25 protein-coding genes are annotated in these 23,669 nt (G+C 51.9%); 15 read left to right on the top strand and 10 right to left on the bottom strand.

Going from position 1 to position 23,669, the window contains the following annotated elements:
• Window positions 1-376 precede the first annotated feature (376 nt).
• The 5 genes from G7K71_RS02235 to G7K71_RS02215 all read right to left on the bottom strand — a co-directional run bounded on the left by G7K71_RS02235 (window position 377) and on the right by G7K71_RS02215 (window position 2,207).
• Window positions 377-691: a hypothetical protein gene (locus G7K71_RS02235; protein ID WP_166343170.1), complete on the bottom strand. Its 315-nt coding sequence runs from the start codon at window positions 689-691 to the stop codon at window positions 377-379.
• A gap of 179 nt (window positions 692-870) precedes the next feature.
• Window positions 871-1,170 (bottom strand): ImmA/IrrE family metallo-endopeptidase, encoded by a 300-nt coding sequence (locus G7K71_RS02230; RefSeq protein ID WP_166343168.1) that lies wholly within the window; start codon window positions 1,168-1,170, stop codon window positions 871-873.
• Between the two features lie 141 nt (window positions 1,171-1,311).
• Entirely contained in the window at window positions 1,312-1,527 is a 216-nt protein-coding gene (locus tag G7K71_RS20155) for a type II toxin-antitoxin system HicA family toxin (protein ID WP_166343166.1), read from the bottom strand.
• A complete protein-coding gene (locus G7K71_RS02220; RefSeq protein WP_166343164.1) occupies window positions 1,524-1,745 on the bottom strand; it encodes a type II toxin-antitoxin system HicB family antitoxin in 222 nt (73 codons plus the stop codon). The genes G7K71_RS20155 and G7K71_RS02220 overlap by 4 nt, the downstream gene beginning before the upstream one ends.
• Window positions 1,746-1,757: 12 nt before the next feature.
• Complete coding sequence (locus G7K71_RS02215) at window positions 1,758-2,207, bottom strand: helix-turn-helix domain-containing protein (RefSeq protein ID WP_279286287.1); 450 nt, start codon at window positions 2,205-2,207, stop codon at window positions 1,758-1,760.
• Window positions 2,208-2,449: 242 nt separating this feature from the next.
• Here G7K71_RS02215 and G7K71_RS20150 point away from each other — a divergent pair, with 242 nt between their 5' ends.
• Window positions 2,450-2,641 carry a helix-turn-helix transcriptional regulator gene (locus G7K71_RS20150; RefSeq protein ID WP_166343160.1) on the top strand — a complete coding sequence of 64 codons (192 nt, stop codon included), beginning with the start codon at window positions 2,450-2,452 and terminating at the stop codon, window positions 2,639-2,641.
• 268 nt (window positions 2,642-2,909) lie between these two features.
• Here the strand turns inward: G7K71_RS20150 and G7K71_RS02205 are convergent, their stop codons facing one another.
• Window positions 2,910-3,488, bottom strand: coding sequence for a transposase (locus G7K71_RS02205; RefSeq protein WP_166343158.1), 579 nt, complete (start codon window positions 3,486-3,488; stop codon window positions 2,910-2,912).
• A gap of 312 nt (window positions 3,489-3,800) precedes the next feature.
• On the opposite strand from G7K71_RS02205, the gene G7K71_RS02200 reads away from it, so the two are divergent.
• The 3 genes from G7K71_RS02200 (at window position 3,801) to G7K71_RS02190 (ending at window position 6,793) form a co-directional block, all read left to right on the top strand.
• Window positions 3,801-4,481: an N-acetylmuramoyl-L-alanine amidase gene (locus G7K71_RS02200; RefSeq protein WP_013822230.1), complete on the top strand. Its 681-nt coding sequence runs from the start codon at window positions 3,801-3,803 to the stop codon at window positions 4,479-4,481.
• Between the two features lie 154 nt (window positions 4,482-4,635).
• Complete coding sequence (locus G7K71_RS02195; protein ID WP_013822231.1) at window positions 4,636-5,484, top strand: Mrp/NBP35 family ATP-binding protein; 849 nt, start codon at window positions 4,636-4,638, stop codon at window positions 5,482-5,484.
• 157 nt (window positions 5,485-5,641) lie between these two features.
• Window positions 5,642-6,793, top strand: a complete 1,152-nt coding sequence (locus G7K71_RS02190) for a trypsin-like peptidase domain-containing protein (RefSeq protein WP_313884864.1) — start codon at window positions 5,642-5,644, stop codon at window positions 6,791-6,793.
• 15 nt (window positions 6,794-6,808) lie between these two features.
• Here the strand turns inward: G7K71_RS02190 and G7K71_RS02185 are convergent, their stop codons facing one another.
• From G7K71_RS02185 to G7K71_RS19730, 4 genes are all read right to left on the bottom strand, one after another.
• Window positions 6,809-8,350 carry a class I adenylate-forming enzyme family protein gene (locus G7K71_RS02185; RefSeq protein WP_166343156.1) on the bottom strand — a complete coding sequence of 514 codons (1,542 nt, stop codon included), beginning with the start codon at window positions 8,348-8,350 and terminating at the stop codon, window positions 6,809-6,811.
• Between the two features lie 212 nt (window positions 8,351-8,562).
• Complete coding sequence (locus tag G7K71_RS02180) at window positions 8,563-9,873, bottom strand: polysaccharide deacetylase family protein (RefSeq protein ID WP_013822234.1); 1,311 nt, start codon at window positions 9,871-9,873, stop codon at window positions 8,563-8,565.
• Between the two features lie 42 nt (window positions 9,874-9,915).
• Complete coding sequence (locus G7K71_RS02175) at window positions 9,916-11,091, bottom strand: MFS transporter (RefSeq protein WP_013822235.1); 1,176 nt, start codon at window positions 11,089-11,091, stop codon at window positions 9,916-9,918.
• A 141-nt stretch (window positions 11,092-11,232) separates the two neighbouring features.
• On the bottom strand, window positions 11,233-11,367 hold the full coding sequence (locus G7K71_RS19730) for a hypothetical protein (protein ID WP_013822236.1): 135 nt from the start codon (window positions 11,365-11,367) through the stop codon (window positions 11,233-11,235).
• A gap of 190 nt (window positions 11,368-11,557) precedes the next feature.
• Between G7K71_RS19730 and G7K71_RS02170 the strand changes: the two genes are divergently transcribed.
• The 11 genes from G7K71_RS02170 to rsmH all read left to right on the top strand — a co-directional run bounded on the left by G7K71_RS02170 (window position 11,558) and on the right by rsmH (window position 23,666).
• Complete coding sequence (locus G7K71_RS02170) at window positions 11,558-12,772, top strand: D-alanyl-D-alanine carboxypeptidase family protein (protein WP_013822237.1); 1,215 nt, start codon at window positions 11,558-11,560, stop codon at window positions 12,770-12,772.
• An 82-nt stretch (window positions 12,773-12,854) separates the two neighbouring features.
• The gene (locus tag G7K71_RS02165) at window positions 12,855-13,304 is read left to right on the top strand and encodes a Fur family transcriptional regulator (protein WP_166343154.1); all 450 of its coding nucleotides are present in this window, start codon (window positions 12,855-12,857) and stop codon (window positions 13,302-13,304) included.
• A 356-nt stretch (window positions 13,305-13,660) separates the two neighbouring features.
• Window positions 13,661-14,128, top strand: coding sequence for a DUF4912 domain-containing protein (locus G7K71_RS02160; RefSeq protein ID WP_013822239.1), 468 nt, complete (start codon window positions 13,661-13,663; stop codon window positions 14,126-14,128).
• A gap of 29 nt (window positions 14,129-14,157) precedes the next feature.
• A complete protein-coding gene (locus tag G7K71_RS02155) occupies window positions 14,158-16,974 on the top strand; it encodes a 1,4-alpha-glucan branching protein domain-containing protein (RefSeq protein WP_166343152.1) in 2,817 nt (938 codons plus the stop codon).
• 115 nt (window positions 16,975-17,089) lie between these two features.
• Window positions 17,090-17,224, top strand: coding sequence for a hypothetical protein (locus G7K71_RS19725; RefSeq protein ID WP_279286266.1), 135 nt, complete (start codon window positions 17,090-17,092; stop codon window positions 17,222-17,224).
• A gap of 188 nt (window positions 17,225-17,412) precedes the next feature.
• Entirely contained in the window at window positions 17,413-18,330 is a 918-nt protein-coding gene (locus tag G7K71_RS02150; RefSeq protein ID WP_166343150.1) for a patatin-like phospholipase family protein, read from the top strand.
• 82 nt (window positions 18,331-18,412) lie between these two features.
• Window positions 18,413-19,483 (top strand): hypothetical protein, encoded by a 1,071-nt coding sequence (locus tag G7K71_RS02145; RefSeq protein WP_166343148.1) that lies wholly within the window; start codon window positions 18,413-18,415, stop codon window positions 19,481-19,483.
• A gap of 2 nt (window positions 19,484-19,485) precedes the next feature.
• Complete coding sequence (locus G7K71_RS02140) at window positions 19,486-20,289, top strand: histidinol-phosphatase HisJ family protein (RefSeq protein ID WP_166343146.1); 804 nt, start codon at window positions 19,486-19,488, stop codon at window positions 20,287-20,289.
• 248 nt (window positions 20,290-20,537) lie between these two features.
• Window positions 20,538-21,869 carry a transposase gene (locus tag G7K71_RS02135; RefSeq protein WP_166343144.1) on the top strand — a complete coding sequence of 444 codons (1,332 nt, stop codon included), beginning with the start codon at window positions 20,538-20,540 and terminating at the stop codon, window positions 21,867-21,869.
• Between the two features lie 365 nt (window positions 21,870-22,234).
• Window positions 22,235-22,657 carry a division/cell wall cluster transcriptional repressor MraZ gene (gene mraZ / locus G7K71_RS02130; RefSeq protein WP_041282825.1) on the top strand — a complete coding sequence of 141 codons (423 nt, stop codon included), beginning with the start codon at window positions 22,235-22,237 and terminating at the stop codon, window positions 22,655-22,657.
• 34 nt (window positions 22,658-22,691) lie between these two features.
• A complete protein-coding gene (gene rsmH, locus G7K71_RS02125) occupies window positions 22,692-23,666 on the top strand; it encodes a 16S rRNA (cytosine(1402)-N(4))-methyltransferase RsmH (RefSeq protein WP_166343142.1) in 975 nt (324 codons plus the stop codon).
• The last annotated feature ends 3 nt before the right edge of the window (window positions 23,667-23,669 follow it).

Raw genomic sequence — 23,669 nt, 5'->3', positions numbered from 1 at the left:
ATGCCTAACGAGGGCAATTATAATACTGGCTGGTTGAATAATTTCCTGGCGCGGAGCCGGGTAGTTTTTAACGCAGCTCTACCTCGTTTAGTTTTAAATTCTTTCTTATCCCGGGGTGGATACTGTAGTTATCGGCAATACGGTATATGTTTCCTGGATCAGTAACATGCCTTTCAGCAAGCCCTTTCCAGTCGATCTTATCTGCTATGTCCCGGGTTATAACAATCTTTGCCCCCGTGCTAGTATTTTTATTGCCATACTGGTCGGTAAACTCTGTTTCTGCAAATATGGCCAATGTATCAATTTTGGGATTTTTGAAGAGAATGCTGCTCGCTACGATTGCTGTACCACAAAATCCGTTTCATCCCATGCGGTGTCAGCTTTGTAAAAAACGGAAACTGTTTTTTTGACCCTCTTTTTCGGCATGATTCATAATTTCTATTTTTGTTATGTTGTTATGGAAATTGCTGTTATAAGGTACCGGGTTAACAGGTGGCTTTGATGATAGGGCGTCCTTGATAGTATCCTCATTTACATCTACGGTCTGCCAGTTAAATAGTTGAGCAGTTGTTTGGCTGGTATCTTTTGTAGAATTACCATCGGAGCAGCTTTCAACTATAATTCCGATAACTAAAAGGATCGCTACAATTACCAGGCAACCAATGCACCCCTGTTTTTTTCTTGTCGGCATTTGTTTCCTTGTTCACAATAATCCTCCTTATAAAAATTGAATTAATCAAGAGCAAAAGCTCCTTATTTGGTAAATTAGCCTAACACCTACCAAATTACCTTGTACCGCATCATTTCCACCGGCACCCCCACCCTGGCCGCATATTGTTCTATAGTTTCGTCTATTTCTGGTTCTTCTCCCTATGTGAGCAGCTCCACGGTGAATTTGTTGGCCTCATATTCAACCTTTGATTCCATTAAAGTGTGTTCCGCAAGGAAAAGGTATCCCACCCCCCGTGGTGATAGTAATCGGTGCCCCAGTTCGTAGGCTAACACAAAACGTTTCAACCATTCCGGAAGGTTAGAGTTGAGAACAATAGTAACCCTCCCGGCTATTTCAAGGATCAGGCCCTTAATTTGACGGAAAGGGAATTCGTCAATATCAATATCCATTTCCTGTGCCAGGCGGTAGGGGTTGCTGGTACCATGTTCCTCTATCACTTGTTGTACCAGTTTCTTGATATAGTTTACGGAACCACCCGCTTGTCCATGTGAGCCATGTCGAATAATGTCATATTGTTTATTTAAAGGCGAAACCTGCTACCGTTATGAAGGCAGCAGGTTTCTTCTAAAGGTACTGTTTTAACTCTTTAACTGAAACTTTTGCCGTGCGGAGGACTTTTGTAAGCGTGCCTGGTGGGATGGTTTCTCCTTTGTGGACAGCGACAAGCGAAAGCGGTTGGGGTCGGTTTTGTGTTTCAAGAAACGGTGGCTGCCCTTTTTACGGTGAACATAGAAACCCAAACGCTGAAGGGCGCGAATCAACTCTTCTCCGGTAACCTGCGGCAGGTGGCTCATATGGCGACCTCAATCCTCGTGTACGTGCTTTGATCTTCAGGAATTTGCCTGCCCTCTTCGAGCATCACCTCCAGGTACAATTCAATAGCCTCCCTAATGTGCTCAAGGGCTTCCTCTTTCGTGTTCCCCCAGGTAACGCACCCCGGGAGAGCGGGCACTTCTGCGGTCCACCTGCCATCATTTTCGGGTATTAACCGGACGTTAAACTGGTATGCCATTATTTACCACCTTCACAAATTTTTCTGTTCCTTCTCTTTTTCCCTTCTGCGCTTCTCCCGTTCCCACTTAACCTTGAGGTAGGTAATGATATCCTCCTTATCCTCTTCATTCAAGGGTGCGCCATCAAAGTAGATGTTGGCTTTATACAGGAATTCCTCCAACTCCACGTCAGTGGGCGGGGTGTCCCGGTGCCACCAGGAGGGGGTGGAAGGGTCGGGTTGGGGATGGTTATCAGAAAAACCGTTGGACTCAATTTTCTGTTCCGATTCTCCAGTAATATCGGAAATAGAAACCCCTAAAGCCTGGGCCAGTGCCAATAAAGTGTCCAAGGATGGTTTGCTACGCCCAGCTTCTATATCCTTGATAAAAGAGTGAGATATGTGTGCAGCTCTCCCGAGAGCTCGTAAAGACAATCCCTTTTTTTCTCGCAACCTCTTAAGTCTTATACCAATGGATTCCATTTTGACTTCCATTTTAACCTACTCCTGTTCGGTGTGCCCGTACACTTTAATTATAACCCCGACCATTCTCTATGTATAGATTTTATGTGGTCGTTTTTAGCTACCATGTAAATCTATAATAAAAGAAGCATGGTCAAGATTTAGGAGAATAATTTGATTTATATGGTCGGTAAAGGCGGCCAACACGTTTTGCAAATGGTCGTTGTACACGTACAATAAAATCAAGAAGGGAGGTACCGTCAATGATTAGCACCAAGCTCCGGCAACTTCGGAAACAACGAAATTATTCTCTCCGCGCACGATCTACAGGGCTTTCCCGTAGCTTTATTTGTGATCTTGAACAAGGTCGGTGTAATCTGTCCGTGGAAACTTTACGGATACTAGTTCAGGCGCTGGGTGTAACGCCAGATTTTTTTCAGCAATATGGTCGTTAGCAACGACCGAGATAACCAAAAGATGGCCATCCTTGACGCCACCGGGACCGAGTAATAACCAGCTTAGGGAGGTGAACCCATTGAAACTCAAGGTCCCTATCGAAGAGGTCCAAGAGGGGGTGAGCGCATGGCATCAAAAAATGTGCAAGAGTTCGTCATAAAAGTTCGCCTCGAAGCGGACGACTTATTAGAGCTGGTATCCATTGCCACCTCATCCTCCGTGTTACCAGCTATTCAGACCAAAAAGGGCAGACTAACCCTCTACCGGTCATGCTGAAACTGTGACCGTACTAGCTGTGGATAACTTCACCTTATCCTTTATCTTGTTCAGAGTTATGTTTACCCATCTTTTCAGATTCACGGCCAGGGCGGTAAGGAAGGCCTGGAGTCCAACTTTTTTGGTCCCCCAGTACCGGGCACGGCGCAAGCCATGATGACGAACCATCTCATTGCCCTTACCCTCGATAGGGCAGCGCTGGCGAATTTCAGCCTTGTATTCTTCACTGCGGCTGTATTCCAGGGCTTCCATCTGTTCCTGATAATACTTGCTCACTGAAATGGTGCGCCCATTCTTGTTTTTGGTGCAGTCCTGTTTGAGCGAACAGTTGTTGCAGGCTTCTTTCGGGAAACGGTAAATCCAGGATTCACTTTCCCCGTTATACGTTTTATGGGCGGTGGTAATCCCAGCCGGACAGGTAACGGTCTCTTCCTGTGGATTGTGGATAAATTTCCCGTTGGCCAGGTCTTCGGCAATGGCTTTCGGATGGGGAGGGGCCACCAGCTGACATCTTTCTTCCCGAAGAGCACGGCGGTTTTCACCGGTGCCGTAGATCCCATCGGCAAGCATTTTCTCCGGATTAAGACCGGCTTCTTTTCAACAGGAGGGCGAGCAAGCCATTTTTTCCATTGACCGGGGTGTACACCAGGTTTATAATAGTCCTTGGAAACATACGTTTGGGGGCATTCTTTAACAAAAGGCGTTTATGATTATCTTTTAGCTTCACCATTGAATAGATTGGATTAAGCCGGCATAAAACCTGTTTTAAGGGAACAGGGAAGTTCCCCTGGGGCGCAAGGGTGACCAGCCTGGCTAACCTTTACGCGAGTATGGTAAAAAAGGGAGGTGTCTTCCCGCTCCCAGTTGAGCCGGGTGAATCCTATGGTGATCGTTTTGGATCTCGGGCATGGTGGCCGGGATCCCGGGGCTGTTGGTTCTGGCCTGCAAGAAAAAGACGTGGTTTTAACCCTGGGGCGTCAGGTGCTGTCCTTTTTAGAGGATTACCAGGTTAAGGTTATTCCCACCCGCACCAGTGATGTTTATGTTTCCCTGGATGCCCGGGCAAACCTGGCCAACCACCACAAGGCTGATTTCTTTTGTTCCCTGCATGTTAACTCAGGCGGAGGGAGCGGTTTTGAAAGTTACATTCATCCCGACGCCTCGCAGGAAAGCCAATCAATGGCAAATACGCTGCACCGGGAAGTGGCCAAATTTTACCTTGGGCGGGGCTTCCCCGACCGGGGTTTGAAGAGGGCCAATTTTGCCGTCCTAAGGAAGACAACGATGCCAGCTGTACTTCTGGAAAATCTTTTTATAGATAACCCCCAGGATGCCGCCTGTCTTGCCGATGCGGTTTTTCTGCGGGATCTGGCATTTGCCATCACCGGGGGTCTTGCACGGGCTCTAGGTTTGAAAAAACGCACCGGTTGGGATCCCGGTGAGGAAATTAAACGTTTGAAGGAACGCGGCCTTATTACCGGTGACCATGCTCCCAATGCAGCCGTTACCTGGGGTGAACTGGCAACGGTTTTGAACCGCCTGCTGGACCGCATTGAAAAGTAAGAGAAAGTGTTCCGGAGGGGATAGGAAAGGCGTGCCACAGATAGTGTTAAATTCTGAATCACTGAGGGGGAGGGGGGTAACCCTGGCCTCTTAGGAAAAAATATGCTAAACTTTTATGTAAGAAAAAATACTAACGAGGCGAGGGATTGTGGAAATGGACGAAACAAAATGCAGTTGTAATGACAAGGGTGCCGGGCGGTGCAACACAGGACAATGTACCGGTTCTTCCTTCTTGCCCCAAAACGAAGCCAGTGATATTAGAAAGGTTATTGCCGTAATGAGCGGAAAGGGAGGGGTGGGCAAGTCATCGGTCAGCGCCCTGTTGGCCGTTGCCCTGGCCCGCCGGGGTTATAAGGTTGGCATCCTGGATGCGGACATTACCGGTCCCAGTATTCCTAAAATTTTCGGGCTGGTTGACCGTCCTGAACAGTTCAAGAACTATATTTTACCGGTGAAAACGTCACTGGGTATTCAAGTTATGTCATTGAACCTTTTCCTGCCTCAAGAGGACGATCCCGTAATCTGGCGCGGTCCTATCCTTGCCAGTGCGGTAAAACAATTTTGGAGCGATGTAGCTTGGGGCGAGCTGGATTACTTAATTGTGGACATGCCTCCGGGTACCGGGGACGTTCCCCTGACAGTAATGCAATCGCTACCCTTGAATGGACTGGTGGCAGTCTCTTCCCCCCAGGATCTAGCCATGATGGTGGTAAGCAAAACCATCAAAATGGCCCGGCAGGCCTGTATTCCCATCCTGGGGCTGGTGGAGAACATGAGTTATATCGCTTGTCCCCATTGTGGCGAAAAAATTCAACCCTTTGGTAACGGTAGTGTAAAAGATGCGGCGAGTAAAACAGGGTTGCCCTTGCTGGCCGTTTTACCCGTGGACCCGGAGTTGGCCAAACTGGCCGATGCCGGGCGCATTGAGGACTATGAGGGAACATCTCTTAAAAATATAGAACCACTGGTGGAGGTAGTCGAAAATCAAAAATATCCGGTCTGACCAGAGTTTTTTTCTTTATACACCGAGACCGGGGAAGCAATTTTCTGTTCCTTTACGCGAAACAACCCAAATAAGTGACTTATTATCCCTGAACCCTGTTGTTTCTTGCCTCTTGATGGATTATCATATTGTTGAGGCGAAAGGAGTGTGAAAATGCGTGCAAAACTGGAAGCGGACCCTGGCCTTTGTTGCGCTGGCGGCCTTTGTGGCCGGTGTAATGTTTGCCGGTGGTTGTTTGCTGGTTAACGATCTCAAGCCGCAAAAAGACGGGATACCCCAGGTCAATAACGTGGCCAACGCTATGCCCGGTGTCGGCCCCGGTACGGTGGCTGATATTGTTTCCAAGGCCGGGCCGGCCGTGGTGAAGATCGATACGGTGAAGATCCGGAATAGCGGGCGGGTGGATCCTTTCTTTGACGATCCTTTCTTCCGGCAATTTTTTGGTGGACCCTTTGGGTTTCAATCCCAGCCCCGGGAGGAACGGGGCATTGGTTCCGGCTTTATTATGTCCCAGGACGGCTACATTCTTACCAACGAGCACGTAATCGACGGAGCCCAAAAGATAACCGTAACCATCCAGGGATTCGACCAGCCCCTGCCGGCCAGGGTAGTCGGTGCCGACTACGACCTGGACCTGGCCGTGTTAAAAGTTGATGCCGGCAAGTCCCTGCCCACTTTGAAGATGGGGGATTCCAATAAAATCCGTGTGGGAGACTGGGTGATCGCCATTGGCAATCCCTTCGGGCTGGATCACACAGTAACGGTAGGGGTGATCAGTGCCAAAGGCCGGCCGGTTACGGTGGAAAACCGGCGCTACAAAAACCTTTTGCAAACCGATGCCTCCATTAACCCGGGTAACAGTGGCGGCCCGCTCTTGAATCTCAATGGTGAAGTGGTGGGCATTAACACTGCTGTAGCCCAGGCCCAGGGTATTGGCTTTGCCATTCCCACCAGCACAGTCAAGGAGGTTTTAAACCAGCTCCTCCAGGGTAATGGAAAGGGGCGTCCCTGGTTAGGCGTGCAGATGCAGCCCGTAACTGAAGAAATTGCTGCTTATCTGGAACTGCCGGCGGCAGCAGGGGCGCTGGTGGTAGGTGTTATCCCGGGCAGCCCGGCAGATAATGCGGGATTGGTGCAGGGGGATGTGATCTTACAGGTGGATAACCAGAAGGTTGGAAACCCCGATGATGTGGTGAGTATCATCCAGAAGAGCAAGGTGGGTCAGCGGGTGGTGCTGCAAATCTATCGTAACGGCCGGGCCCGCTATGTTCCCTTAATCCTTGCCGAAAAACCCCCACAATTGCGCTGAAAAATACCCCTTCCTTCAGGAAGGGGTATTTTCCTGCATATGTTCTAACATCCTTTTTACTTCCTTCCTTAAAAGTTTTCCGGAAGTTGTTTTGGGCAAGCCTTCGATACACTGTATTTTACGGGGTACCTTATAAGGGGCTAGCCTCTGGGCACAGAAGGCCTGTAATTCCGCAGGGTCAAGTCTTTCGTGGCCCCGGGGCATGACCAGGGCCGTCACTTCTTCTCCCATCACGGGATCGGGGACACCTACAACAACGGCATCGAAAACCTGGGGATGCTGGTAGAGAACCTCTTCGACCTCCCGGGGATCGATGTTTAATCCTCCACGGATAATCACGTTCTTTTTACGGCCAACGATGAATACATAGCCGTCTTCGTCCATATAACCCAGGTCTCCCGTATGCAGCCAGCCGTTGCGGAGCACCTTTTGGGTTTCTTCTTCCTGGTTAAAGTACCCCTTCATTACGTTTGGCCCCCGGACCACGATTTCTCCCACCTGACCGGCAGGTAGGGGTTGATCCTCATAATCTACAATTTTTACCTCCACGCCCGGAATGGGGGGGCCGACGGAACCCGGTTTTTTGACACCAACCACGGGGTTGCAGCATACTACCGGGGAAGTTTCAGTAAGGCCGTAACCCTCCGTAATCTGCAGGCCAAACTTTTTCTCAAAGGCGTGGAAAACCTGAACGGGCAGGTGAGCGCCACCGCAAAAGGCAATTTTCCAGGAGCTTAGATCAAAGTTCTCGGCCTGCGGTTCTTCCAGCAGCAACACATACATGGTAGGCGGGCCAAAGAAAAAGGTGATCTTTTCATCCTGGATGGTTTGTAAGACCGCGCGGGCTCCAGGCCATTTTTCATGGATGACCACCGTGGCCCCGGCGACCAGGGAAGCGTGTAGTACACAGGTTTGGGCCGCCGAGTGGTAAGCCGGTGCTACTAGCAGGGTCCGGTCCTGGGGGGTGAACCCGCACAAGCGGGCAAAGGTGAACGCGTTACTGTAAAGATTGCCGTAGGTTAACATCACTCCCTTGGGCTTACCGGTATTTCCGGGAGTATAAAGTATTTCCGCCACGTCATCCCTTTCTCTGGGCCGGGCAGGGTCGTCGGCGGGAGACGATACCAGCAATTCCTCATAGGAATAGGCATTTGGAATAGTTTTTGCAGCATCTGTAACAATGAAGCCCCGGGGAATAGGGAGTTTCCTGGCGAGTTCGGTAAATATGGAGATATTTGCCGAGTTACAAATGACAAGGGCAGGGGAAGCGTCCCGGGCAATAACAGCTACTTCATGAATGGTATAAAGGGGATCAATGGGAACGGCAACGCCCCTTGCACCTATGACTGAGTAAAAGGAAACCACGAATTCGGGGCAATTTTCCAACGCTATGAGCACCCGTTCACCAGGCGCCAGCCCTAACTTTTTTAAGCCGTTGGCAAAACGGTTAACCCAGTAGTTAAGGGTGGCATAGGGTATGCGTTGATCGTGAAAAACCAGGGCTTCGTGATCGGGGAAAAGCCGGCCGACTTCGGCCAGCCTCAGGGCCAGGTTCATTATGTTTACCTCCTTGTGCAGCCCGGGGCAAAATCAAGGACGAAAAGCGTATTGAGCCTGCCAGTTTATTATTTAAAAAATTCTCTTTTGAGCAAACAAATTCCTGCCGCGGTTATATCTTTTATTTTGTGTGAAGAGCTTTAAGTTAGAACCTTTAAAAAAGCTGATAGCTGGCTTCGCTCTAGCGTGGTTTTGCGGGCACGACCACCATATTACCCCGTCAAGTGTTGCCGCCGGCCGGGGTCATTTTCTGTTACCCGTAAATAACGGCGGAGCAGTTCTTCCCTCCCCATAGCCACGATTTTCGGGGAAAGCTTTTCCTTATGCCGGTGCAGGCGTAACCGGCCCTCGGAGTGATAAAGGCTCAAAAGCCAGCCCTGATACCAGGTGGCCAGGCTTTTAATGATGGCCGGAGGCTCGCTGACGGTAAAACCCAGGCGTTCCGTTCCTCGGTAAAGCATCGTTAACCCAACTACAGCCCGGATATTTTTCCCCTGGGGTGTACTTTGCACCCAACGGGCAAGGGCGGGAAGGGAACGCTTTACTTCTTTTAAAGTAAGCAGAGCAATCCGTTCCGGGCTTTTTCCGGTCCGGGTGATTTCTTTGAGCATTTCATTGTTCAGGTGAAGTTCGGCAATGGGATCCCGGGGTCGTAAAAGTGTCCCATCGGATAGAGCCAGGGGCCTGCCGCGATAACGCTTCATCCGGAGACGAAAGAGGGTGGGGCGGCCGTCAAAGTACAGCTCCTTTATACCGAATAAACGTGTAAGAAAAGAGTCCATCCTTTGCCCCAGGCGGCTCCAGAAATTTTCCTGGGGCAAATACAGTTCTGCTAGCGGGGCGACGGATAGCCCTCGCTGTTGCAGCCCTTCTATAATTAAGGGCAGGGCCGCCAGCATTTTTGCAGGTGCTCCCGGGGTTGCCCCCGGAGTATCATCGCTGTCGTGGAAAACCAGGATCGAGCCCTCTCGCACACGGGAAAGAACCTGGCGGGTTATGGATTCGGGGGTACAGCGGCGTCCCCAGTCCCAGCTCATAAAAGACCATAATACCACCCGCTGGCCAAACAGGTAACTGTGGAGCAGTGAGAAAAGGTTAAATAAACCCCAGGGCGGCCGGTACAGGCGCGGCGGCTGGCCGGTGATTTCCGCGATTACCCGGCTGGCTTCCCTTACTTCCCTGATCATAGCCCGGGGCCCTAAAAACCAGGGAAAATGATGGCGAAAGCCGTGGCTGGCCACTTCGTGCCCTTCGGCAGTCATTCTGGTGATCAATTCCGGATGAGCTTTGGCCTTGTGACCGAGTACAAAAAAGCATGCCCGTACCTTATATTGCTTTAAGATGTCTAAAACCTGGGGAGTATAGACGGGATCGGGGCCGTCATCAAAGGTAATGGCTACCCGCTTACCGCCCCGGGGTCCCTGCCAGATGACCCCGATATGGCAAAGGCGCGCCAGGGCGGTGGGTAAGAGGGCATATATCCCCAGGAGAAAAGTGATTATTTTAAACAGGGATTGCGTCATGCTCTTCTCTCCAGCTAAAAGAAAATCTTGAGAAAATAATTGTTATTTAACAAGAAATTTTTCCAGAGGGTAAAAAGTGTAAAAGATAGCTACGGTTATAAGGAGCAGCGTTGCCAGCATGATAGGAGCCGTGATGCCTCCGTACCTGGCCACCAGGCTGCCCAGGGCCGGACCAATGGCTGCTCCCAAACCCTCAACGGTGGCGAAAACACCCCACCCCGTAGCCTGTCGCTCCGGGGGGATAACCCTGGCCAGCAAGGTGTTCCAGGCTGGCAGGATTACGGCATAGGAAAGACCAAGCAAGATAGCCAGGGGAAAGGCACTTTGGGGGCCGTGGCTGACGGCAAGTAAACCCAGACAAAGGGCGCTTAATCCAAACCCGGCGGCTAAAAGGCTATTCAGGGTCAGGCGGCCCAATACCATTCCCATCGGAAGGAGGCCAAGCACGGCGGTTCCTCCACCTGCTAGAAGCAAAAGGCCGTACTGGTTATAACTTAAGCCCAGCTGGTTTTGCGCAAAAAGGGGCAGTACGGGTAACAAAAGACCTGCGCAAAAGGTTTGTAAAAACATTCCCGGGATTAAGATCCGTGTTACTGCTGGATTGGTTGCCAGGCGGGCAAGGGAAAGAAAAATACCCTGCCTGGTTTGCTTTTCGCGGCGACCCCTGGAAGGTAAAATAAACAGGGTAAGAACTACGGAAACCAGCCACAGGATGATGATCATGGAAAAGGCCGGCTCAAATCCCCTGTGTAAGATGAAATTTACGGCTACCAGCCCGGCGCCGGCCCCGGCCAACCATGCGGCAAAAACCAGACCGACGCGGCTGGCCCGGCCGGGCATCTCAACCGGGGCCACCTCACTCATTACTCCCAGCCAGACAGGGGACATGCCCAGGCCCAAAAGGGCTGAGGCACCCACTAGAATAACGGGTAAAGGCCACAGTTTCATGGCCATCAGGGACGCCAGGCCGGTAATTAAACCAATCAGCAACACCGGCCTGCCCGTACGGTCGAAATGCCAGCCGGCGGCAGTTTTGGAGGCAGTTTCGGTAAAATAATGGGCGGAAACCGCAAAACCAGCCGCAGTTATGGACAGGCCCAGGTGCTTAACGGCATATATGGGGAGGAAGGAAAGGAAAAAGGCTCCCCTGGCAAATTCCGTAGTAAAGAGGATGACCAGCAGTATCCATTCCTGGCGGGTAAGGTTTGCCGGCAGCAACGGCCGTGTAGCCCCCTGAGTCGAGATTTTCCTTCATTATACCGTAAAAACGGTAGATTTGGAAGGGTGTGCAAGGGGAGGCCTACGGGGGCAAAAAGTTTGGGTGGGGAAATTTCCCACCCTCACGAAAATAGCTTTATTTTAAGATTTACGGGTGAAGGCTAAAAGAATTATTTCCTTGCCCTGCCGTCCGGCATTTAATTTTCTCTCTACTTCCTGTAGCTGGCTAAGCTGGATATCGTTCAGGTCGGCAAATTCCATTCCTTGAATGTCCATCTTCTTCCTTTTGATCCCTCCTTTCTCGATAGTGTTTTTAGTATGTCCCTCTGGGCAAAACTTAGATTGTACTTTCTGTTGAAATCACCTTAAAATTTCAATATAATAAAGTCGCTCTCGTTATTTTTTGCACCAACCTTTGTTTTGTTCAAAAGTTGTTCATTTAGGGAACATCGTACGGGGGTAAACCATGCGGCGCCTGTGGACAACCTTTTTTTGTTGCCTTTTGCTTTTATTTTCCCAAGCTGCCCAAGCGGCGTCACTACCGCAAACATTAGGGGAAGCGGCTTTGCTGATGGACGCGCGGAACGGGCAGGTTCTATACCAGAAAAATGCCAGCTCGCCCATGTATCCGGCCAGTACTACTAAGATTCTCACGGCCATTATAGCCCTGGAACATTCCCGCCTGGATGAAGTGGTTACTGTTTCCCGGGAAGCCGCCCGGGTTGAGGGATCTGCCATCGGCTTGCAGGAAGGCGAGAGGCTCACCATGGAGGACCTCCTGTATGCGCTGTTGCTGGCTTCAGCCAATGATGCGGCTATAGCCATTGCCGAACATGTAGCCGGTTCGGTCCCTGCTTTTGCTGCTTTAATGAATGAAAAGGCACGCTCAATCGGAGCCCGGGCAAGTAGTTTCCAGAATCCCAGCGGTCTGCCCGACCCCCGGCATTATACTACTGCCCACGACCTGGCCCTGATTGCCCGGTATGCCATGCAAAATCCTACCTTCAGAACCATTGTGTCCACCCGTTTGAAGCAGATCCGGCGGCCGGATGCGGACAGAAGTAAAGGACCTCCCCAGGAGCACCTCTGGAATCACAACCGGCTTCTTTCCCGTTATGAAGGGGCCATCGGGGTTAAGACCGGTTATACCGTTGAGGCGGGGCAATGCCTGGTGGCCGCCGCCCAACGCGATAACCGGGAATTAATTGCCGTGATTTTGAACAGTCAGGGGGCCGCTGTTTACAGTGATGCCCGGGTCCTGCTTGACTATGGTTTTTCCGCCTTTAAGCCTGTCAGGTTGGTGGAAAAGGGGGAGAAGGTATCTTCCTTTTCCGTGCCCGGTGGTGCTGAAGAAGTTGAGGCCATTACCGGGAACAGTTTTTATATTAATTTTCCCGCCGGTGAAAAGCCATCCTTTGAGCGGAAAATCGTTATGCGCCAGGATTTACGGGCACCTCTGTCCACAGGGCAAAAGGTGGGGGAACTGGTTTTTACCCAGGCCGGGGGTAAAGAGCTAGGGCGGGTGGAGTTGTTATCGGCTCGGGCCGTAGAGATCAGTGCGACCAGGCGTTGGTTTGCCTGGCTTCTGGGTGCGATTGTATTTGTTGTGGCTTTGCGCTTAAGGACCATTATGGTGCGCCGCCGGCGCCGGCGGTTGCGCTACCCGCCATATTTACGCTAAGCCAGTTTTCAAGCTGCCATTGACTTTTTTCTGTATGTTCATTATACTTACACAAAGGGCTTAATGGCGGGGTGAGCTCCGGATGCAAAGAGTCATTAACGAGGTGGAGGAAAAACTCCGGGCCGGCGACTCTAAACTTACGCCGCGCCGGGAGCATATCCTGCGCGTGCTTTTGGAAAATAAAGACAAACATTTAAGTGCGGAGGAGATTTATAATCTGGTTAAACAAAAAGCTCCCGACGTGGGACTGGCCACAGTTTACCGCACTTTAGAACTCTTTTTAGATTTTGATATTATCCACAGCATTGATTTCGGGGACGGACGCAAACGCTATGAGTTTGGTGGTGAGCGGGGAGAAGGACACCATCACCATCATCTCGTCTGTACCGGTTGCGGAAAAATTATAGAGGTTAATGAAGATTTGTTGGAAGATCTGGAAAAACGGGTTACGGAAGCCTATAACTTCACCATTACCGACCACGAGTTAAAATTTTTCGGATATTGTAAGAAATGTGCAGTTAAGGAGGATTAAGGGTCCGCAAAAGAGGACTTTTTTGCAGGAGAGTGAAAAATCTCACAATTAAACATGGCTATTAGCAGCAGCTACTTAAAGTTATTTCCTGGAGGTTGCACCGGCCCCCGACTGTGTACTATGATGGATATAACGAACGCATTTCCAATATTAACGAGGGGTTGTTATACAGGGTACAAAAAGTTAGCGGTAAAGAGCTGTTTTTTGCCTACATATGTGAAAAAAGTCACGAATCGAATGAGCGCTTGTAAATTTTACATTAAAGTTGACTTGAGATGGTTGTATTGGTACAAGCTGGTGGAGTATGATAGTGATACCGAACTTTTCCCAGATATACACGAGGGGGGTATTTTAGCATGGAACTGCCGCGGCACTACAATGAAAACAGGCTGGTTCTGATGGTACAGGAACCCACCGTCATTTTCAGTTACTGGGAATTGTCCCGGGGGCAGTGGGAGTCCCTGGGAGAAGGGCGTTCTTTATTTTTAAGGATTTATACTACCGGGTCGAACCGGGTGAGTAACGTTTTAAAGGAAGTGTCTCTTCCCCCCTTTACTAACGACTGGTATTTTTGCGATCTGCTTCCGGACCAAACTTACCAGGCCGAACTCGGTTATTACGGGCCGGAGGGAGAATTTTATCCCCTGCTTCGTTCCAACCGGGTCGTTACGCCCCGTACCCGGAGAGTGGAGGGAATGGTTCGGTTTTTGAAGGTGAAGACAGTTATTCAGAACACTACAAACAGAGATACCGCAGAAGAACAATGGGAGAGCAATGCTGTTTGGGAAGGATACAGTTCAGTAGACTTATCGCATAGGAGCTAACTTATTGACTGGAAAGGGGTAACATCGCAATGGCCGCAGGCTACCTGGCGCTAGTGCTGCACGCCCATTTACCCTTTGTAAGACATCCGGAGATGCCCGAGTGCCTGGAAGAACGCTGGTTCTTTGAGGCTCTAACCGAGTGTTACATCCCCCTGTTGGAAGTGCTGCAAGGGTTGGTCCGGGACGGAGTGTCCTTTCAGCTGACCATATCTCTTTCCCCGCCCCTTTTAGCTATGCTTGCCGATCCGTTGCTTCAAGAACGTTATCTTAACCACCTGGAGGCAATGATCCAGCTGGGGGAGGCGGAGTGCCGACGTACCGCGGGAGACGCCAGCCTGCACCCCCTGGCTTTGATGTATCTGGAAAAGTTAAAGGAGGTACGAAGGGCATATACAAATAAATACCAGGGCGATCTGATTGGCGCCTTCCGGACCTTGCAGAAGTCAGGAAAAGTGGAGCTAATTACCACCTGCGCTACCCATGGATATTTACCGCTAATACAGACCAGGGAGGCCAGGAAGGCACAAATTGGTGTGGGAGTGGATTTTTATGCACGGCTTTTCGGCGGGCCTCCCCATGGGTTCTGGTTGCCGGAATGCGGATATGCACCTGGCGTGGAGGAGTTGCTTAAAGAATTCGGTATCAGTTATTTCATTGTTGAGACCCACGGCTTACTGTACGCGGATCCCGTTCCCCGCTACGGTGTTTTTGCTCCGGCCAGTTGTGCCAACGGATTGGCCGTTTTTGGGCGGGACCCGGAGAGTTCCCGTCAGGTTTGGGACAGGCAAACGGGTTATCCCGGCGACTTTTTCTACAGGGAGTTTTACCGGGATATTGGTTATGACCTGGATCTGGACTATTTGCGCCCCTACCTGCCGGGAGGTACCATCCGGGTGGATACCGGGTTTAAGTATTACCGGATTACCGGCCCTGGTCCCCACAAAGAGCCCTATCGTCCAGAGCTGGCTCGAGAACGGGCAGCGGAGCATGCCGCTCACTTTCTTTACCACCGGCAACAGCAGGTGCTTCGTCACGGGGCAAAGATGGACCGTCCCCCGCTGGTGGTTGCTCCCTATGACGCGGAATTGTTTGGTCACTGGTGGTATGAAGGTCCTCAATGGATAGACTTGCTTTGCCGCAAAACTTGCTTCGATCAGGATGTTATCCAGATGATTACTCCCGGCCAGTACCTGTCCCTGCACCCCGATTTGCAGGTGGTGGATCTGCCCATGAGCAGCTGGGGAGAAGGGGGTTATAGTCGTGTCTGGCTGAATCCAAGCAATGACTGGATTTACCGCCACCTCCACCGGGCCGAGGCCGCCATGGCCGACCTGGCCGACTTGCATCCGAACGCCGCCGGCGTGAAAAAGAGGGCCTTAAATCAGGCCGCCCGGGAATTGCTTTTAGCCCAAAGCAGTGACTGGGCCTTTATCCTTAGAATGGAAACCGCCGTGGACTATGCCCGGAAAAGATTGACCGAGCATATTGGCAGGTTTAACCTCCTGGCGGAGCAATTGGAAAACGGGTATATTGACGAGGCGGCGCTCCAGGAAATGGAATACAGGGACAACATTTTCCCCCAGCTGGACTACCGCATTTACAGCCGCCACCGGCGATACAATGGCGTGTGCGTGGGGACCCGGTCACATTTGCGCATCTTAATGCTATCCTGGGAATATCCACCTGCTACTGTGGGTGGCCTGGCCCGGCATGTTTACGATCTTTCCCGGGCCTTGGCCCGCCTGGGGGACGAAGTGCACGTCATTACCTGTCCCGTGGCCGGGGAGAAGGCTTATTCCCTCCAACAGGGAGTCCACGTGCACCGGCTCCTGCCGGAGCAGCTTAACGCCAAAGATTTTTTGACCTGGGTTGGACAGTTAAACAGGGGCATGATCGAACTCGCCTGTCAAGTCATCGCTGACTGGGGGACGCCGCACCTGGTCCATGCCCATGACTGGATGGTGGGGGCGGCCGGTGAACACCTGCATGAACAATACGGGTTTCCCCTGGTGGCCACCATCCACGCCACGGAGTACGGGCGGAACAGGGGCATTCGTACCGACCTGCAGCGCCGGATTCACGAAAAGGAATACCAGCTCACCCAGGGGGCTGCCCTGGTTATCTGTTGTAGCAATTACATGGCTGAGGAGATATGCCGTCTTTTTGAGCTGGACCGGGAAAAGATAAAGGTAATTCCCAACGGGGTGGATCCGGCCAGTTTAACCGATGGGAGGACGAAAGAACCGGATTGCAAGGACCTGTACCACCGGGACCCGAACATCGTGTTCCTGGGCCGTCTGGTGCCCGAAAAGGGAGTGCAGGTGCTCCTGGAGGCCCTGGCATCCATTTCGGAGCGGGTTAAAGGTACCCGGTTGCTGGTGGCCGGCCGGGGCCCCTACGAGGAGTACTTGAAGGGTCGTGTTGAGGAACTGGGGCTGTCACCGAAGGTGCAGTTTGTGGGTTTTGTGGATGATCTGGGGCGCAACCGCCTTTTGGAAATGGCCCGGGTAGCGGTCTTCCCCAGCCTTTACGAGCCCTTTGGGATCGTGGCTCTGGAGGCCATGGCTGCCAGAGTTCCGGTAGTGGTTGCCGACACCGGTGGATTGGGTGAAATTGTAGAGCATGGGGTAGATGGTTACAAGGCGCCGCCGGGTAGACCGGACATGCTGGCCCATTATATCACCCAGCTGCTCTTTTATCCTGAACTGGCCGTTGAAATGTGCCGGCGTGCCTGGCGCAAGGTTATTACCATTTACAATTGGCAATACATTGCCGAAGAAACACACCAGGCTTATTGCCAGGCCATGGCAAGACCGGTTGCCTCTCTCTGGCATAGAGGCCTATAGCCAGCGGGTAAGTTGTTCCTTATCATCAAAAATTACCCGTAACCTCTTGTTATCTGGAACCATTTAGCCAATGCCATAATATGATAATTAAAAAAACAAGGGGTGTCGGGTTTCGATGAAGCTGGAAGGGATATTTACAGATTGGCTACAGTCTTTCCCAATCAAAAAAATTAGCCCGTGGTGGATCGTCGGCGGGGTATTCCTGCTGGTGCTTGTACTTATTGCGGTTATTGTAATAGTGGTGATTTAGTTTTAAAGATGCCGGTTCTGTTACGCGGAACCGGTTTTTTATAATTAAGAGAAGAGGCATGAGAGGAGCAGCAAAGTTTAGTAAAGGGCAGCCGGTCCTTTGGTTATAGGAGAGAAACATCAGGAACCGCCGGGTATCTTTCCTCATACCATGAAAATAGTATGATTGATCCTCCAGGAGGGATGATCATGGGGGGCGGGGTTAAGCTGGGACTGGCTTTGGGTGGCGGTTTTTTACGGGGCATAGCTCATGTTGGTGTTTTGAAGACGTTGGCTGCCGAGGGGATTGAACCGCACCTGGTAGCAGGAACCAGTGCGGGCAGTATTGTTGCCGCGCTTTACTGCAGCGGTTGGAGCATCCGGGAAATGGAAAAGCTGGCCCTGGAAATAAATCCCCAGGATATTTACGATTTGGGCCCTATGTTTGTTAACCTGGGAGCCATGGCCGTTAAGGTTCTCATCGATTTATTTCATTTGCCCGTACCCTTTCCTTCTCCCCTGGGGTTAATGTCGGGTTGCAAGCTGGAAAGTTGGGTGGAACGCCTGGTGGAGCGGAAAACCTTCCGCCAGCTGAGGAAGTTGCTCGCCATTACTTCGGTGGATATTCACACCGGACACCGTATTATTTTCGTCAGTGAAGATGTCAACCACAGCCCTCCACCCGAGGATATTTTTTTTATCCGCGGGGTACCGGTGGCTCGGGCGGTGCGGGCCAGCTGTTCCGTTCCGGGACTGTTTGAACCGAAGAAAATTGGCGACCGGCTGTTAGTCGACGGCGGCCTGCGGGAAAATGTACCGGTGGAAGTGCTTCATCTTCTTGGCGCCGATGTGGTGGTGGGAGTAGATGTGGGGTACGAAGGAGAGCACTATAAGCCAATTGAAAATATGGTCCAGTTACTCACTCAATCGCTGGATATTATCGGCAGCGAGGTTACCCGGGTCAAATTGGAAAACTATGCCGACGTAGTGATCCGCCCCGTTCTCACCGGGGTTACCCCCTGGGACTTTTCCCGCAATGCTTACTGCATTGCCCAGGGAGAAAAGGCCGCCAGGGAGGCGCTCCCCGAGTTAAAACGCATGTTGCACGAAAAAAGAAGCCGCCGTTAGCCCCGCCTGTTTGCGGGGTAAAAAATCATGGACGCCGGGGTGAGGTCGGTATATAATTACGTTGTTAAAGGAGGGATTTGTGATGACCTTTTCTCCCGGCGGTTTAGCTACAGGTATTGGCAGCCTGCCCTATACCGACCCGGGACAGGCCCTGCCCCTGATTAGAGAAAATATGCCCGTTATCCCCCACTGGCCCCAGCTGCCCCAAAGGGGTGGTGTCGAGGGCTTTGTGTACCAGTTTTTACAGCCTCTGGTCCACTTTGAGTTGTTGCTGATGGAAAATGACCGGGCTGTGTTTGATGATGAAAACCCCCGCTGGCCAGAAAGGCTCACTAATTTTTATACGGCCTACCTGGCCGTGGAAGAAAAAGACCTCACCGCCCTGGAATACTTTGCCCTGCCCCGCGAGGCAGCGGCAGGTTTTTATGCCTTCATGGAAGAAATGGCCAGGGATATGGGCGAGGCCCTTTATCTCAAGGGCCACCTGGCCGGCCCCCTTACCGTTGCCTTTCAATTGAAGGACCGCCGGGGCCGGGTGGCCTATTACGAGGACCAGCTGCGGGACCTGGTGGTAAAAACCCTAGCTGCCCACGCTTACTGGCAGGCCCGTACCCTGGCCGACCTTAACCGGACACCCATCATTTTCGTGGACGAGCCGGCCATCAGCGTCTACGGCCAGTTCACTTATATTACCATCACTCGGGAAATGATCAAAACCGATCTCAACGCCATTTTTCACTTTATTCACCAGGCGGGCGGGTTGGCCGGGGTGCATTCCTGCGATGCCATAGACTGGTCCATCCTCTGTGAATGTGATCTGGACATTATCAATTTGGATGCCTATAACTTTGGACCATCCCTGTTTGTTTACGCCCGGGAATTAAGGGACTTCATTGAAAGAGGTGGGGTCATTGCGTGGGGTATCGTACCCACCTCTGAAAAGGCCTTTGGTGAAGACGCGGAATCCCTGCTGTTGCGATGGAAAGAACTTATCCGGGGACTGGTAGAGCGGGGTATTCCGGCGGAGCTGTTGCGCCGCCAGTCCATGATTACCCCTGCCTGCGGCACCGGGCTTTTGGCCCTGGAACTGGCCGAGCATATTTACCGTCTCACCCGGCAAGTGTCGGAGCGGGTTCGTGAGGGGGCGTTTTAATCATGCTGCCCGACCTGCACCTGCACACCAGCCGTTGCGGGCACGCCACGGGAGATATGGAGGAGTATATTGCTATGGCCCGCTACCGGGGCCTTAAACATATCGGTTTTGCCGATCATGTTCCCATGTACTGGCTGCCCCCCGGCCAGCGGGACCCGGAACTGGCCATGAACGAGGAGGAGTTGCCCCGGTATGTTGAGTCAATCCGGAAGCTTAAGCAGAGCTGTTCCGCTCTGACCATCTACCTGGGGATAGAGTGCGACTATATACCGGGTTACGAAAACCACCTGGGTGTGCTCCTTTCCCGTTACCCCTTTGACTATGTTCTAGGTTCGGTGCACTACCTGGACGGCTGGGGTTTTGATAACCCGGACCTGGTGGAGGAATACATCCGGCGGGATATTGATGAATTATACCGGCAGTACTTTCAACTGGTGCAGCAGGCGGCCCGCACGGGTCTTTTTGATGCCATCGCCCACCCGGATTTAATCAAAAAGTTTGGTTACCGGGCACGCATAGACTTGCAGGAGCTTTACGAAGAGACGGCCCGGGCCTTTGCCGAGGGCGGTGTGTGCGTGGAGGTAAATACGGCCGGTTTGCGCGTGCCCGCCGGGGAAATTTACCCCTCTTTGGATTTCCTCAAGCTCTGCCGCCGCTACCACGTTCCGGTGACCGTGGGCTCCGATGCCCACCAACCCCACCTCGTTGCTTACGGCTGGGATCAGGCACGGCAATGGTTGCAAGCTGCCGGCTACCGTGAGGTGGTGGTGTTTAAAGAACGGGCGCGGGAAACAATACCTCTTTAGAGCTAATTGCGATGTTCGGAAGTAAAGATGAATAGGCCGTTTTAGGGCATTGACATAAATATTTTACCCCGGCACGGTTCAGGTTTTATGCGGGTTGTGGGCATGGGCAGATATCGTTTTAGCAAAATTGACCCCAAAGAAGAAAAACAAAGGAACAGCGAAAAAGGATGAGAAATAAGAAGGGAACCCTCCTTTTCTGGCGAATTCTTTTTTATATCCCCAAAAAAGAACCAGAGGAGGTTTCCCTTATGGCTATTATACCACAACAACGACTTTTTGGGTGGCGGGAAATTGACGAACTGGGTGATTTGGAACGCCTGGTCCTGGTTCTCGAATATCTACCCGACGAGGAACTGATACAAAAGCTGGAGCGAGAACGTGGGCACGGCCGCAACGATTACCCGGTACGAGCGGTCTGGAACTCAATCCTGGCCGGGGTCGTATTTCAGCACACGTCTGTTGAGAGTCTGCGGCGGGAACTTAAGCGGAATGCCCAGTTGCGGGAACTATGTGGGTTTGATCCAGCTCGGGGCGAGGATGCCGTTCCACCTTCTTATGTATACAGCCGCATGTTAGTAAAACTGATGCAGCACGCCGATGAAGTGGAAAAAATATTTACGCGGCTGGTGGATGAAATAAGTACCCTGTTACCGGATTTCGGGCGGGTGCTGGCCCTGGACAGTAAAGCTATTAACAGTCTGGCCCGGGGCAAAAAGCGGGATGAAGAAGAAAAGGTTCAAAGGCCTGATGGGCGCCGCGACACTGATGCCGACTTTGGTAAGAAAACGTACCGGGGGCGCAGAAAAGACGGTACCCTGTGGGAAAAAGTAGTTTCCTGGTTTGGCTACAAGCTTCATCTCATAGTTGATGCTGTATATGAGCTACCCGTAGGCTTTACGGTGACAAGAGCATCAGCCAGTGACGTGAAAGAGGGGCATAAGCTGATTGAACGGGTGGTCGAACAAAATCCGGAGATTATAGATCGTTGTGAGGCATTAGCGGCGGATAAAGCCTATGATGACATCAAACTAACCATGAAACTATGGGACGAATACCAGATCAAGCCCGTGATTGACATCCGTAATATGTGGCAGGACGGCGAGGAGACGCGGCTGGTGACCGGTAAAGGGAACATCGTTTACGATTACTGTGGAACGGTTTATTGCCACTGTCCCGAGACAAACAAGCGTCGCGAGATGGCTTTCGGGGGATTTGAAAAGGACCGGGGAACCTTGAAATATCGCTGTCCTGCCCGGCACTACGGGGTGAAGTGCCGGGGAATGGAGCAGTGTTCCGCAACGGGTGGAGTGCGTATTCCTCTGGCAGAAGACCGGCGGGTCTTCACGCCCTTAGCGCGGTCCAGTTACAAATGGAAGACAACCTATAAGAAGCGTACGGCCGTGGAAAGGGTAAATGCCCGTCTGGATGAGGTCTATGGATTTGAAAAGCATTTTATACGGGGCCTGAAAAAGATGAAGCTGCGTTGTGCACTGGCCCTGATGGTGATGCTGGCGATGGCCGTAGGCCGGCTACGACAAAAACAAGGAATAAATTTGAGAAGCCTGGTAAAGGCGGCCTGAGAAGGACCAATCGGAGAAATTACACTACGGGAAGGGCGCCCCCCCAAGGGGGTGTTAGGGTAAGTATGCCCTTTGACAGGGGTGGTAAAGGATATATAAGCCATTTGCCCCAATATTAGGTTAATATCTCTGTCCTATGGCTTGGAAAACGTCCATGTCTGGTATGGGCGTTAGCCTCCCAGAGGGCAAAAATGTTTACAACGCAAATAGCTCCTTTAATATTAGTATTGACATAGCCAGAAAAGCTGGCTATTTTTTTATTTTTTTCTTGTGAGCCTGCAGGAATTTATTTCTCTCTGGAGAATTTAGGGTGGTGAGATGTGGAGTAAAGTGGAATTAAAGTGGATCATAGTGGGGCACCCGGCATGTTTTTAGGCGAGTACCGGCATACCATTGATGCCAAGGGACGCTTGATTATACCAGCCCGCTTCCGCGAAGGCCTGGGCGAAAAATTCGTTTTGACCAAGGGTTTGGACGGATGCCTTTTCGCCTACCCCCCTCAAGAATGGGCGGAAATGGAAAATAAAATGCGGTCCTTACCCTTGACCAGGGCCGATGCCCGGGCCTTTGTGCGTTTTTTCTTTGCCGGTGCCTGTGAATGCGAGGTAGATAAACAGGGTAGAATACTTATTCCAGGAAACTTAAGGGAATACGCGGGTATCGAAAGGGACGTAGTGGTGATTGGTGTTTCCGCCAGGGTGGAGATCTGGTCCGCCGAGCGGTGGGAGGCCTATAACTCCCAGGCAGCCGGTCAGGTGGAAGAAATTGCGGAAAAAATTGTGCTTTAAGAGACGTGAGGTTTCAGGGCGGGAAGATCAGGGGATGGAGGAAAGAAACTTCACTCACCAACCGGTATTGCTGGAGGAAGTGCTGGCCTGGTTGAACCCGCAAAGCGGGGGCACCTATGTGGACTGCACCGTCGGGGGAGGGGGGCACGCTGCAGCCATCCTGGAAAAGAGCAGCCCCGCCGGCCGCCTGATCGGCCTGGACCAGGACCCCCATGCCCTGGAAGCAGCCGCCCGGCACCTGGCTCCTTACGGGGAACGGGTCGCCCTGGTAAGGGAAAACTTTATCAACCTGCCCCAGGTCCTGGATGAACTGGGTATTCCGGCTGTAGAGGGCATACTCTTTGACCTTGGTGTGAGTTCTCCTCAACTGGATGTTCCTGAACGGGGTTTCAGCTACCACCACGAGGGTCCCCTGGATATGCGCATGGACCCGGCCATGCGCCACACCGCCGCCGACCTGGTCAATAACCTGGGAGAAGAGGAACTGGCCGGGATCATTGCCCGCTATGGCGAGGAACGCTGGGCCAGGAGGATCGCTTCCTTCATTGTGCGGAAAAGACAGCACCAGCCCATAATAACCACTTCCCAGCTGGTGGAAATAATCAAAGAAGCAATTCCGGCAAAAAGCAGGCGCAGCGGCCCCCACCCGGCCCGGCGAACCTTTCAGGCCTTAAGAATTGCCGTAAACCGGGAACTGGAGATCCTGCCGGAAGCTTTGCGCCAGGCGGTTGACCTGCTTTTGCCAGGAGGACGCATTCTGGTGATCACTTTTCACTCACTGGAGGACCGGATCGTCAAAAATTCATTTCGCCGGCTGGCCAATCCATGCGTGTGTCCACCCAGTTTTCCCCAGTGCATATGCGGGCAAAAGCCTGTGCTGCGGGTACTTACGCCCGGAGGGGTGGCACCTTCGGAAAGGGAGGTAAATTTAAATCCCCGCTCCCGCAGTGCCCGCTTAAGGGTGGCAGAGAAATTAAGCCCGGTTCTAAATGCCACGGGGGGTGAATAAGCT

The sequence above is a fragment of the Desulfofundulus sp. TPOSR genome (assembly GCF_011393055.1).
GTDB classification, from domain to species: Bacteria; Bacillota; Desulfotomaculia; order Desulfotomaculales; family Desulfovirgulaceae; genus Desulfofundulus; species Desulfofundulus kuznetsovii.
Note: the sequence above shows the minus strand (reverse complement) of the source record. Positions and strands in the feature narration are given on the sequence as shown.